General features: G+C 65.0%; 13 protein-coding genes. 11 read left to right on the top strand and 2 right to left on the bottom strand.

What is annotated here, in order from left to right; translation table 11 throughout:
- Positions 1 to 80: 80 nt before the first annotated feature.
- Genes NN2_RS02180 through NN2_RS02145 form a run of 8 tightly spaced genes read left to right on the top strand, consistent with a single transcriptional unit; the run spans position 81 to position 7,524 of the window.
- On the top strand, positions 81 to 1,364 hold the full coding sequence (locus NN2_RS02180; protein WP_245658506.1) for an MCE family protein: 1,284 nt from the start codon (positions 81 to 83) through the stop codon (positions 1,362 to 1,364).
- On the top strand, positions 1,364 to 2,503 hold the full coding sequence (locus NN2_RS02175) for an MCE family protein (RefSeq protein WP_063009836.1): 1,140 nt from the start codon (positions 1,364 to 1,366) through the stop codon (positions 2,501 to 2,503). The genes NN2_RS02180 and NN2_RS02175 overlap by 1 nt, the downstream gene beginning before the upstream one ends.
- Positions 2,500 to 3,909 carry an MCE family protein gene (locus NN2_RS02170; RefSeq protein WP_063009834.1) on the top strand — a complete coding sequence of 470 codons (1,410 nt, stop codon included), beginning with the start codon at positions 2,500 to 2,502 and terminating at the stop codon, positions 3,907 to 3,909. The genes NN2_RS02175 and NN2_RS02170 overlap by 4 nt, the downstream gene beginning before the upstream one ends.
- Positions 3,909 to 4,619 (top strand): Rv1363c family protein, encoded by a 711-nt coding sequence (locus NN2_RS02165; RefSeq protein ID WP_063009832.1) that lies wholly within the window; start codon positions 3,909 to 3,911, stop codon positions 4,617 to 4,619. The genes NN2_RS02170 and NN2_RS02165 overlap by 1 nt, the downstream gene beginning before the upstream one ends.
- A complete protein-coding gene (locus tag NN2_RS02160) occupies positions 4,616 to 5,149 on the top strand; it encodes a hypothetical protein (RefSeq protein WP_063009830.1) in 534 nt (177 codons plus the stop codon). The genes NN2_RS02165 and NN2_RS02160 overlap by 4 nt, the downstream gene beginning before the upstream one ends.
- Complete coding sequence (locus NN2_RS02155) at positions 5,146 to 5,808, top strand: Rv1363c family protein (RefSeq protein WP_063009828.1); 663 nt, start codon at positions 5,146 to 5,148, stop codon at positions 5,806 to 5,808. The genes NN2_RS02160 and NN2_RS02155 overlap by 4 nt, the downstream gene beginning before the upstream one ends.
- Before the next feature lie 32 nt (positions 5,809 to 5,840).
- Positions 5,841 to 6,494, top strand: coding sequence for a hypothetical protein (locus tag NN2_RS02150; RefSeq protein WP_146098822.1), 654 nt, complete (start codon positions 5,841 to 5,843; stop codon positions 6,492 to 6,494).
- 34 nt (positions 6,495 to 6,528) lie between these two features.
- Positions 6,529 to 7,524, top strand: a complete 996-nt coding sequence (locus NN2_RS02145; protein WP_063009824.1) for an ABC transporter ATP-binding protein — start codon at positions 6,529 to 6,531, stop codon at positions 7,522 to 7,524.
- Positions 7,525 to 7,702: 178 nt separating this feature from the next.
- Here NN2_RS02145 and NN2_RS02140 read toward each other — a convergent pair whose 3' ends face one another.
- Together NN2_RS02140 and NN2_RS02135 are read right to left on the bottom strand one after the other, a co-directional pair.
- Complete coding sequence (locus tag NN2_RS02140) at positions 7,703 to 8,941, bottom strand: acyl-CoA dehydrogenase family protein (protein WP_063009822.1); 1,239 nt, start codon at positions 8,939 to 8,941, stop codon at positions 7,703 to 7,705.
- A 46-nt stretch (positions 8,942 to 8,987) separates the two neighbouring features.
- Positions 8,988 to 9,401 carry an SCP2 sterol-binding domain-containing protein gene (locus NN2_RS02135; protein WP_063009820.1) on the bottom strand — a complete coding sequence of 138 codons (414 nt, stop codon included), beginning with the start codon at positions 9,399 to 9,401 and terminating at the stop codon, positions 8,988 to 8,990.
- A gap of 381 nt (positions 9,402 to 9,782) precedes the next feature.
- Between NN2_RS02135 and NN2_RS02130 the strand changes: the two genes are divergently transcribed.
- The 3 genes from NN2_RS02130 to NN2_RS02120 are packed head-to-tail and all read left to right on the top strand — an operon-like array spanning position 9,783 to position 12,337.
- The gene (locus NN2_RS02130; RefSeq protein ID WP_063009818.1) at positions 9,783 to 10,235 is read left to right on the top strand and encodes a ketosteroid isomerase-related protein; all 453 of its coding nucleotides are present in this window, start codon (positions 9,783 to 9,785) and stop codon (positions 10,233 to 10,235) included.
- A 30-nt stretch (positions 10,236 to 10,265) separates the two neighbouring features.
- Positions 10,266 to 10,769, top strand: coding sequence for a ketosteroid isomerase-related protein (locus tag NN2_RS02125; protein WP_063009816.1), 504 nt, complete (start codon positions 10,266 to 10,268; stop codon positions 10,767 to 10,769).
- 2 nt (positions 10,770 to 10,771) lie between these two features.
- Entirely contained in the window at positions 10,772 to 12,337 is a 1,566-nt protein-coding gene (locus tag NN2_RS02120; protein WP_063009814.1) for an acyl-CoA synthetase, read from the top strand.
- Positions 12,338 to 12,383 lie beyond the last annotated feature (46 nt).

Here is a 12,383-nt window from a genome sequence, read left to right as displayed (position 1 = left end):
GGGCCGGCTCCGGCGCCGGCACTGCCCGGGCTACCGCCGCTGCCCGGATTGCCGCCGCTGCCCGGATTGGGAGGATGACCATGTCGCGAGCAGTGCTGAAGTTGCGATTCCTCAGGAGCAAAGTCGTCATCCTGGGCGTGATAGTCGTTGTGGTGGCGGGGCTTTCGGGACTCGGCTGGCACTTGTACAACCGGGAGACGACGAAATCGGCGGTGGCCTATTTCGAGAACACCAACGGGCTGTTCGTCGGCGACCGGGTGAAGATTCTCGGCGTGGACGTCGGAACGATCGACGTGATCGATCCGCACGGCGACCGGATGCGGGTGAGATTCCACTACAGCAGCCGCTATCGGCTGCCCGCGCAGGCGAAGGCGGTGATCCTCTCCCAAAGCCTGATCTCGTCCCGCGCGATTCAGCTGACCCCGGCCTACACCGGCGGCCCGCAGCTGGCCGACGGCGCCGAGATTCCGCTCGAACGGACCGCGGTGCCGGTGGAATGGGACGACCTGCGCAAACAGCTGCAGTCGCTCGCAGATTCGATCAACCCGACCGAGCAGAACAAGGCGGGCGCGCTCGGGGACTTCGTCAACTCGGCCGCGAATGCGCTGAGCGGCAAGGGCGATCAGATCAACGACACCCTCACCAAGCTGTCCAATGCGATGACCACGCTCTCCGACGGGCGCGACGACCTGTTCGCCACGGTGCGAAACCTGCAGGCGTTCATGACCGCGTTGTCGGCCAGTGACAGCGAGATCGTGCGGCTCAACCAGAACGTGGCCTCGGTGTCGGGTGCGCTCGACGGAACCGATCAGGAGCTTGCGACCGCGTTGCAGGGTGTCGACGCGATGTCGAGCCGGCTCGAGCAGTTCGTCAAGGACAATCGCGACCCGGCCTCCGAAACGATTGCCGACCTCGCGGCAGTTTCCAAGTCGCTCAACGATATTCGACCCAACATCGAACAGTTGTTGCATGTGGCGCCGACAGCTATCCAGAACTTCTACAACATATACAACCCGGCGCAGGGATCGTTCACCGGCGCTCTGGCTGTCACGCAGCTCGACAATCCGGTGCAATTCATCTGCGGCGCAATTCAATCGGCAAGTCAGTTGGGCGCCGCCGATGCCGCGAAGCTGTGTGTGCAACAGCTGGCGCCGGTGTTGAAATTGCTGCAGATGAACTATCCGCCGGTCGGTGTGAATCCGGTGTCGGGCCTGTCGGTGCGCCCGGACCAGATCGACTACAGCGAGCAGTGGTTGCGGGGAAGTGCCCCCGCACCGGCCGAGACCCAACCGGTGGACGCCGCGCGCGGTCTGGCAGGTCTGCTCGGAATCCCGAATCCCGCGAACTCAGGAGGGGGCCGGTAATGCGGTGCGAGAAGCGCTTCGCGGCTATGGCCTTGATCGGCGGACTCACGCTGGCCGCGTCCGGATGTCAATGGGAGGGGCCGAATTCGCTGCCTCTTCCCGGCACGGTGGGTGGCGGTCCGGGATCCTACAGCGTGAAGATCGAGATGCCGAATGTGATGTCCATCCAACGCAATTCACGCGTCCGGGTCAACGATGTGACGGTCGGCAACGTGGCCGATGTGCAACTGGAAGGCTGGCACGCGGTAGTCACGGTGACATTGAATCGAGACGTACATCTGCCGGCCAACGCCACCGCCAAGATAGGCCAGACCAGCCTGCTGGGCTCGCTGCATATCGAATTGGCGAGCCCGCTGAGCGAACCGCCCGCCGGAGAACTGAAGAACGGCAGCGTGATTCCGATCGAGCACGCAGGCACCTACCCGACGACCGAGCAAACTCTGGCCTCGTTGTCGACCGTGCTCAACGGAGGTGGTCTGGCCAGGATCCAGGAGATCAGCAACCAGACCAACACAGCTCTGTCCGGCCACGAGAAGGAGGTCCGCGATCTGCTCTCGCAGACCAGTACCTTCAGCAGTGACCTCAACGCCCAGAGCGACGACATCATCACCGCCGCTACGGGTCTCGATCGCCTGGCCGATACGGTCGGCAAGCAGAACGATGTGCTGGCCGGCGCCCTCGACCGCATTCCGCCCGCACTGTCGATCCTGGCCCGGCAGCGTCAGCAGCTCACCGATACGGTCACCGCACTCGGTGGATTCGCCGACTCCGCCGACCGGGTCGTCACGGCCAGCTCCGAGGATGTGCAGCAGAACCTGCGCGACCTGCAGCCGGTCATGCGCGAGCTCGCCAACGCGGGCCCGGATCTCACCGGGGCGCTGGGGTTGCTGCCGACCTATCCGTGGCCGCTGGCCAACATTCCCAAGTTCTTCCGCGGTGACGCGGGAAACCTCAGCGGCACAGTGGATCTCACGCTCGGACGATTGGGGCGCGGCCTGCTGCAGGGCACGCCGTTGGAAGGCGTGCTGGAGAATGCCGAGACATCGCTCGGACGCACCGTCGACCGGGTGCCCGCCCTGTCGACGAAGAACCCGCTGACCGCGGGACTGGATTCGGTTGTCGTGCGAGGTGGGAAATGATTCTGTCTAGATTCGTCCGGATCCAATTGCTGATCTTCGCCGTGGTGACCGTGGTCGCCCTGCTCGTCATGGGGCTGGTCTACATGCGACTGCCGTCTCTCGTCGGGGTGGGGCGGTATACGGTGCGGGTGCAGCTGGCGACCAGCGCCGGTCTGTATGACAGCGCCAACGTGACCTACCGCGGCAAAACGGTCGGCATCGTGACCGGTGTGGTGCCGACCAGGACCGGTGCGGAAGCGACGCTCAGCGTGGACAGTTCGGTGCGGATCCCGGTGTCCGCCACCGCCAATGTGCACAGCCGTTCGGCGATCGGTGAGCTGTATCTGGATTTCGTACCGACGTCCCAGGGCGGTCCGTACCTCGAGAACGGTGACGTGGTTCCGGCGACACGGACTACGGTGCCGCAGGACATCGCTCCGCTGATCGACACCCTCGACACCAGCTTGACCTCGATTCCGAAGGACAAGCTCAGCACGGTAATCGACGAGACGCAGAACGCTTTCGGCGGTTCCGGTGACGCATTGCAGCGCCTGCTCAACGGAACCGATCGCGTGCTGGATCAGGCGCACACCGACACGGATGCGGTCACCACGCTGATCAACGATTCGGCGCCCTTCCTCGATTCGCAACAGGTCAGCAGTCCGGCGATCCGCGAATGGGTTGCGCACCTGTCGAATTCGGTGCGGCAGGCGCAGGCGAGCGACCAGCAGATCCGCGACGTGCTGAAGACCGGGCCGGGCGCGGCGCGTGAGGCCAGTGAATTGTTCGGGCAGCTGCACCTGACGGCGCCGCTGCTGGTCGCCAACCTGACCAGCTTGGGCCAGGTGGCAGTGACCTACAACCCGTCGATCGAGCAGTTGCTGGTCCTGCTGCCGGCGAGTGTGAGCGCGTTGAAGACGATCAACGTCCCCGACTCCGGCGGCACCAACCGGGCCTTCCTCGACTTCAAACTGAATCTCAACGCGCCGCCACCGTGCACGACCGGGTTCCTGCCGCCCGAACAGCGTAGGGACGGTTCGTCCACCGACGCCCCGGTTCGTACTCCCGCCCCGATCTACTGTGCGATTCCGCAGGACGCCCCCAACGCGGTTCGCGGTGCGCGCAACCTGCCGTGTATGGACAAGCCGGGCAAGCGCGCCCCGACGGTCGAGGAGTGTGACAGCGACCGGCCCTACGTCGCGCAGGGCACCAATCCATGGCGGGAGAACCCCACGCCGACGGTCGACAACCCGCAGGCTCCGGCCGCGGCCGCCACACCACCGCCGCGGGTCGGTACTGCCGCCTACGACCCCGCCACGGGCGGATACGTGGGCAGCGACGGCACGGTTCACACCCAGCCGGGACTGGTTCCCGGGACGGGACAGGTCGCACCGACATTGCAGACCCTGCTGACAGGAGATCACTGATGACTCACCGAATCGCTATATCCGCGCGCACCGCCCCGGAGCCCGCCGAAGAAGACGTCGGTGCGGCGGAAGCGACAGCCGCGAGGGAGAGCGCCGCGGAGTCGGCGTCCGACGACACCGGCATCGGAGACCTCGACGCCGCGGCAGACTCGGAGACGGCCGGCGACGCGGAGGCTGCGGGCGCGCGCACCCCGCGCCGGTCCGCGCTGCGAATGTTGTTGCGCCCCAGCAGGTCAGTGATCGGTGTTGTGCTGATCGCCGTGGTGCCGGCCGGGTTGGCGGCGGCGGCGATCACGCTGGGCCTCGCACATCGCGACAGCGACCGGGTCGGTGATCGAGACCTCGCAGTGCTCTCCGCGGCCCGCCAGGAGGTGGTGAATCTGATCTCTCCGAGCGCCAAGGACCCTACTGCCAGCGCGAATCGCATCGCCGCGGATGCGACCGGTCAGTGGCTCGCCGAATTCAGGGCGGTCAAGGACAAATTCGTCGGCGCGATCGATGAATCGAAAACCGATTCGACCGGGGAGATCCTGGGCGCCGGAATCGAGCACCACAATCCGGACGGCAGCACCACGGTGCTGGTGACGGCGGTATCCAAGGTATCGAATTCGACTGGTGCCAAGGATGATCCGCGGACCTGGCGGCTGCGCGTCGATGTGGTCGACGAGGCGGCGGGCTACAAACTGTCGAAGGTCGAGGTCGTGCCGTGATCGCGCGCACGTGGTATCGAATGGTCGCATTTCTCGGCCGTGCCGCCCGCCCGCGCCGGGCCCGGGTCGGTGTGCTCGTCGCGTTGGCGGGGGCGGCGACCGCATTCGCCGCGGTCGGATACTTCCACTACACGGTGGCCGACCAGCGCACAGGCGACGTGCGCCGCGATGTCGCCGAACAGGCCGCCAAGCTGACCGCGGGCGTGCTCACCTACAAGGCCGATACCGTCGACGCCGATGTACGACAGGCCAAGAGTCATCTCACCGGGCAGTTCCTGGACTCCTACGCCGAGCTGGCGACCGACACGCTCATTCCACAGGCCAAGCAGTCCCATATCGACGCGCGGTGGGAAGTCAGCGGGACCTCGCTGATCTCCGCCGCACCGGACTCGGCCAGCGTGCTGGTCTTCCTGCGCGGACTGACCACCAACAGCACCAAGCCGGATCCGACCTACCTGGTCAGCACCGTGCGGGTGCAGGTGGTCCGGCCGCACGGCCAATGGCTGATCGACCGGATGGAGCCGCTGTGAGCACCGTGGATATCTCGTCCGGCGAGGCGCCGGAGATCACCGAACCGGACGATGAGCCGACACCGGACGCGCCGCGGGGCCCGAAGGCGTTCGTGCGCGTCGCGACCCGCATCGCCAACGCGCTGCTCGCGGTCGTCGTGGTGGCCGGTTGTGCGGTGGGCGGATGGTCGATGGTCCGCCATCACACCGCGGTCCGCGACGCAGCCCGGGATACGCAACTGTTGAATTTCTCGAAGGACGCGGTGGCGCAACTGGTTTCGACCGACTCCGCCGACCCGCGCGGCTACGTGGACCGGGTGCTGGCGAACTCGACCGGCCAGTGGCACGACGAATTCGACGCGCGCAAGCGCTCGGTCATCGACACCATGCAGACGTCGGGTGGTGTGACCCGCGGCCACGGCGTCGCCGCCGGCATCGAGCGGCGCAACGACGACGGCAGCGTGAGCGTGCTGGTCGTCGTCACCTCGCAGACTTCGGTTCCGCTGCCACAATCGGGTCCGGGACAGGGTGGGCTCGCACCGGCCCAGGGCAGCCCGGCGCCCTCCGCGCCGCCGAGCGGAGCCCGCGTCGACACCGCGCCGAAGCAGTATCAGGTGCGCGTCGACGTGGCCTGGGTCGGCGGGAAGTTCAAGCTCTCGAAGGTGGGATTCGTCCAATGATCATCCAGACCTCTACCCGCTATCTTCGCCGAATGGCCTCGGTCGCGGCCGATCTCGTTCCAGTGGCGATCGTGGCCGCGGCCGGGCTGATGATCACCTCCGTGCTGGGGCGTCCGCTCTGGATGGAGGTGGTGTGCGGCGTGGTCGTCGCGGCCGCCTTGGGCTTCGCGGGCTGGAACGCGGTGCTGCGCCGCCGCGACAACGGCGGACGCCGGCTTCTGCCGGCCGCTGCCCCGCCGATTGTCGCTCTGGCAGTGCTGGTTTCGCTGCAAACGCTGATCCAGCAGCCCGCCGACCGCGATCTGGCGAACTCCCGCGACACCGTCGCCAAGGCCGCCTCCGACAGTGCGGTGGCGGTGCTGTCCTACAAACCGGAAACGGTGGATCAGGATCTTGCGGCCGCCAAGACGCGACTGACCGGCGATTTTCTCGAAACCTACGGAAAGCTGGCGGACACCGTGGTCGCGCCGGCCGCCAAGGAGAAAAAGGTGACGATGCAGGCGGCGCCCGTGGGATCGGCGGTGGAATCGGTGTCGAAGGACCAGGCGACGGTGATCGTCTACATCGATCAGACCACCACTGTCGCAGGCAATCCGGCACCGTCACAGTCGCAGAACGCGTTGCGCGTGGGACTGACCAAGGTGGGCGGCCGCTGGCTGATCAACCGATTCGATCCGCTGTTCTGAGCGCCAGAGCATCGCAGGCAAAGGAGAAGTCATCATGAGTGGTGTCGAAGTCCGTGTCGAGGGTTTGACGAAATCGTTCGGACCGCAGACGATTTGGCGTGATGTGACGCTGACGTTGCCGCCCGGCGAGGTCAGCGTGCTGCTGGGGCCCTCGGGTACCGGCAAATCGGTGTTCCTGAAATCTCTCATCGGGTTGCTGCGGCCGGAGTACGGCTCGATTCTGATCGACGGGACCGACATCCTGGAGTGCAGCGAGAAGGAACTCTACGAGATCCGCAAGCTGTTCGGCGTGCTGTTCCAGGACGGCGCGCTGTTCGGCTCGATGACCCTGTTCGACAACACGGCGTTCCCGCTGCGCGAGCATACGAAGAAGCCCGAATCCGAGATCCGCCGGATCGTCATGGAAAAGCTGGATCTCGTCGGTCTGGCCGGCGCGGAAACCAAACTGCCGGGCGAGATTTCGGGCGGCATGCGCAAGCGCGCCGGATTGGCGCGAGCGCTGGTCCTCGACCCGCAGATCATCCTGGTCGACGAGCCGGACTCCGGACTCGACCCGGTCCGCACCACCTACATCAGCCAGTTGTTCCTCGATATCAACGCCCAGATCGATGCCACCTTCCTGATCGTCACCCACAACATCAACCTGGCTCGCACCGTGCCCGACAACATCGGCATGTTGTTTCGCCGGGAGCTGGTCATGTTCGGGCCGCGCGAGGTACTGCTCACCAGCGACGAGCCGGTGGTCAGGCAGTTCCTCAACGGCCGGATGATCGGCCCGATCGGCATGAGCGAGGAGAAGGACGAGGCCCAGATGGCGCACGAGCAGGCGCTCGTGGACGCCGGTCACCACGCCGGTGGCGTGGAAGATATCGAGGGCATCGTGGCGCAGATGCAACCCACCCCGGGGATGCCCTTCCGGCAGGCCGCGGCCCGCCGCCAGGAACGGGTGCGCGCTATCTTGCACACCCTGCCCGCGCAGGCTCGCCGGGCCATCGAGGACACTTTCGAACCGGCCGGGCTGTCGGCCTGATACGTTGCCCGGCAAGGAGTTTCCATGATCATCGATCTCGTCGACCCCATCCGGCACCTCGTCACCGCGATCGCGTGGCTGCTCATCCGAGGCCACCTTCCCCCGCAGTGACGACGAAGATGAAAAAAAACAACCCCCGGCCGCTCGGCCGGGGGTTGTTCCGTTCGGACTACTGCTGTCAGTCGGCGAGTTCCTCCGGCTGCAGCAGGAATTCACCGATGTAGGTGCGGGACTGGTCGCCGTTGAGGGGCTGGAACATCGAGGCCGCGGCGTCACGGTAGAGACGCTCGAAGACGGTGCCCTTGCGGAACGAGGAGCCGCCGACCATGCTCATGGCGTGCCGCGTCATGTGCAGCACGTTGTCGGCGATGAATGTCTTGGCCAAGCCGATGTAGGGGAAGCGCAGTTCCAGCGGCCACTCGTCGTCCTTGCCGTCGAGCAGTTCCTGACAGGTCTGGTACAGCACTCGCCGGCTGATCTCGACGCGCGAGGCCATATCGCCGATGCCGTCGATGATGTGGCCCACATTGGCGACCTTGGTGTCCTGGGCGACGATCGCGCCGAAGGTGGCACCGAGTGTCTTCTTCGACAGCACTGCCCGCGACTCCTCGAGGACGCGGTACTGCATGCCCAGGTAGATGCTGGCGAACATCAGCGAGGCCCACTCCAGCACACCGAAGGCGCCGGTACGCCACTCGCAGATGAAGCCCTCCGCGGGAACGTAGTAGCCCTCGAAGTGGATGGTCTGCGTGCCGGTGGCGTGCATACCCAAAGCGTTCCAGGTCTTTTCGATCCGGATGCCGTCGCCCTGGCCGTTCTCGTCGACCTTGAAATCGCCGATGAAGAAGCTCTCGGCGTTGACCCGCTCCTGGAAATCCTCGGGCAGGTTGCCCTCGGCGTCGGTGATGGTCGCATTGGTGGTGATGATGTCGGCGGCCTCGCACAGCGTGCCCCAGGTCTTCTTGCCGTACAGCCGCCAGCCGCCCTCGGGCTGGGGGACCGCCTTCATATCGGCCAGGCCACTGAAGCCGGCGCGCTGTTCGGAGAAGGGGCCGAAGATCAGGTCGCCGTCGGCCACCCGGCCCAGCCAGTACTTGTTCTGCTCCTCACTCATCAGGCTGCCGGCGATGCCGACCATGATGTAGTGCATGTTGTAGGCCAGGGTGATCGCCGAATCCCCCTTGGACAGTTCGCTGATCACCTTGGAGGCGTGCAGCAGGCTTCCGCCCAGGCCGCCGAATTCCTTCGGCACCGGCAGCGCACCCAGGCCCGAGTCCTTGAACGCCTTGATCGACGGGTAGGCGAAGGTGTTCTTCTCGTCGTACTCCGGTCCGATCTCCCGGAAGAACTCCGAGACCTGTCGAGCCTTCTCGAAGTGCGGCTGGAATTCTTCGTCGGTCATATCCGGTTTCAGCATGTCTGCTCCTTGATTGGGGTGAGAAATGGTGGGGGAGAGGGGGTTTCTAGCGGATCAGCAGATCCTCGCGGCCGTTGTCGACGAGCAGCTTCTTGTAGACGTCGAACAATCCGGAGGTCAGCGGCAGCAGCTTCAACGCGACCGACCGCTTGCCGTCGAGCTTGACCTTGCGCTGTGCCATGGCCAGCGTGAAGTTGAGCTTGCCCTGCCAGAACCGATTGCTGTTGTCCGACGACATCCGAAGCTGCACGGTGGCGTCCAGATCCCGCGCGGCTTCGCCGGTCGTAACCTTCTGCCCCGGGAAGTCGATGACCAGCACCGCGTCCGGGTCGGTCTGGATCAGTTTGACGACCAGACCGGTGCCCGCGGTCGCCTCGACGAACGCCTGTTCCTTGGTGGCGATATCGAAAATTCCGCCGATATAGGTGTAGACCTCGTCGGCATTTTTGAAGGTGCTCATGGATCAACCCTTTTGTTTTCCGAGTGTGTGCAGCCCAGTCTGGCAACGGCGAGCATGCGGCCACACCTCCCGGAAGAGGGATTTGAGACCAACAAAGGGGGAGAAATTCCGGGGTACGGACGAGATGACCGCGTTCGTGAGTACACGTGTGCGGGTGGTGGCGCCGGCCGGACGCCGGTTGGGGTGCGGCCGGTCGGCCGGCAACGGCGCTAATTGCCGTTCCGGCCAGATTTCGCGCTGCCGGCAGGTGGTTGCCTCGGTGCGCCCGACCCGGCATCCCCCCTTAGGGCGGTGCTTTTCCTCCGAGAGGAAGTCGAATCAGTGATGTGGGTCGCAATACCTTGAAGGTGTTCCTGACGAACCGAGGGAGAGCGAAGTTTCATGAGTCATACGTTTGCGATCAAATGGCTGAAGGCCTTCCGAGAGAGCCCGGAGGCAATCGTGGCGCTCTATGCCGACGAGTTTGTTTTCGAGGACCCGATTCTCGGTCAGAAGATCACTGACAAAGAAGAATTGCTGCGTGTTTTCGCGCCCTACGCGAACAAGGACACCGAGAACGGCATCGGTATCAACAATTTCCGGATCGACGAGGTCGTCGGCGACGAGAAGTCCGCGATCTATCGGTGGACCTGGGAGGCGCCCACCGCGACCGCGTTCGTCGGTGTGCCCACCAACGGCAAGGTCCCAGGGACTCGCGGGATCACCTTCCACGTCTACAACGACGAGGGCCTGATCGTGAAGGAGGCGAGCCTGTGGGATGTCGCCACCGCCGCCGCCGAACTGGGCCAGCCGATCCAGCCACGTTCGGTGACCAAGTCGCTCGCCAACGCCTGAACCGCGAACTCTCCGAAGGGAATCCGAATCATGAGCACCCACGAAGACCACGCCCAGCGCTGGGCCAAGGCGCTGACCACCGATACGGCGGCCGCGGTCGAGCTGTATGCCGACGACCTGGTTTACGACGATCACGCCGATCGTGACCACGTGCTGTCCACGGCGATCACCAAGCAGGAGCTCGAGCCGCGCCTGGCGCCGTTCGCGAATACAAATCCGGCCAACGGCGTCGGTACCCACCGCTTCGATGTCTTCGAGACCTTCGCAGTGGCCGGCGCCGGCGGCAACCCCGCGGTGGTGATCCGCTGGCAGTGGACCGGTGAGGGACTCGAGACCTACCGCGGCGTTCCGACCGGCGGCAAGACGCTGACCACCCAGGGCATCACCTGGCACCAGCTCGACGCCGACGGCAAGATCGCGCGTGAGACGACCTACTGGAACGACACTCCTGTGCTGCAGGAGCTGGGCGTACCGATCATCACTCCCGAGTACTGGGTCGAGGGCTTCGATCCGTCGACGCTCGTCGGTTCCTGACCATGTGGGGTACGTTGCCGGACGTCCTGGATCGGGCGTGCACCTATTACTCCACCTCGGTGGCGATCATCGACGGCGACCGGTCTGTCACATACCGGGAGCTGGGCGAATGGCGTAACCGCGTGGCCAACGGCTTGGTCGCGCTGGGTCTGCAGAAGGGCGAACGAGTCGGACTGTTGCTGCCGAACTGCCTGGAGTTCATCCCGACACAACACGGGATATGGGCGGCCGGCGGCGTGCTCGTCCAACTGCCGACGCGATCGGCCGCCGAGGGACTCCGATCGAATCTCTCGCAGACCGACGCCACCACGCTGATCTACCACGCGCAGTTCGACGACAAGGTCGCCGCGATCCGGGGCCAATTGCCGAAACTGCAGAACCTGATTCGGATCGGCGGCAGCCCGGAATCGAATCCGAATGACGCACAAGACTATTCGGAACTTTTCCGGGCCCAGCCGACGACCCGGCCGGAACTGGCGCTGTTCGAGGACGACGAAGCGTATGTCCTGTTCACCTCGGGCAGCACCGGGGAGCCGAAAGGTGTGGTGAACTCCCACTTCACCTGGGCGCAGTACAGCATCTCGGCGGGACTCGAGATCGGTGACATCCGGTTCGGCGAGGTCTTCGCACACGGTGCGCCGCTGACCCACTTCAGCCAGATCTTCGTGATGCCGACGTTCGTGCGCGGTGGTACGAACGTCATGTTGCCGGGGCTGGAAGTCGACGGTCTGCTGAGCAGTATCGAGCGATTCGGCGTCACCGCGACAGCGGTGGTTCCGACGATCATCTACCTGTTGCTGGATCATCCGGCGTGCGAACAACGAGACTTGTCGTCGTTGCAGACCATGATCTACGCGGGGTCGCCGATCACGCCCGAGCGGCTGCGCGAGGCACTGGAGGTCTTCGGGCCGATTTTCATCCAGACCTACGCCGGAACCGAGCAGGGATACGTCTCGTGCCTGCGTAAGAACGAGCACCGGCTCGACTCGCAGGTCTGGATCGACCGCCTCGCATCGGCGGGGCGACCGATGTTCCAGGTGCGGGCGAGCATTCAGGATGAGGACGATCAGCCGCTGCCGGTCGGCGAGGTGGGAGAGATCTGCTCGAAACAGCTCGGCCAGATGCTCGGCTATCTCGACTCGTCCCGCAATCACGAAGCGGTACGCGACGGGTGGGTGCACACCGGCGATATCGGCCGGCTCGACGAGGACGGCTTCCTCTACATCGTCGACCGCAAGAAGGACATGGTCGTCAGCGGTGGATTCAATGTCTTTCCGCGACAGGTCGAAGATGCGCTGGCTACCCACCCGGCGGTGGCGCAATCGGCGGTGATCGGCGTACCGCACCAGAAATGGGGCGAAGCCGTGCATGCCGTGGTCGTCGTGAAACCGGGGGCGCGGCTGACCGAGCGCGAAGTGATCGACCATGTCAAGGCCGCGCTCGGTAGCGTTCCCGCGCCGAAGACGGTCGAGTTCGTCGACAGCGTGCCGGTGAATCCGGCGGGCAAGGTCGACAAGAAAGCGATCCGCGCGCCGTATTGGCAAGGGCGAGAACGCCAAATCGGATGACGCGCCCGCGCCATATCCGACGGTTCACATCACATCAGGAGTAACC

Source organism: Nocardia nova NBRC 15556 (assembly GCF_001613005.1).
In the GTDB taxonomy this organism is placed as follows: Bacteria; Actinomycetota; Actinomycetes; order Mycobacteriales; family Mycobacteriaceae; genus Nocardia; species Nocardia nova.
Note: the sequence above shows the minus strand (reverse complement) of the source record. Positions and strands in the feature narration are given on the sequence as shown.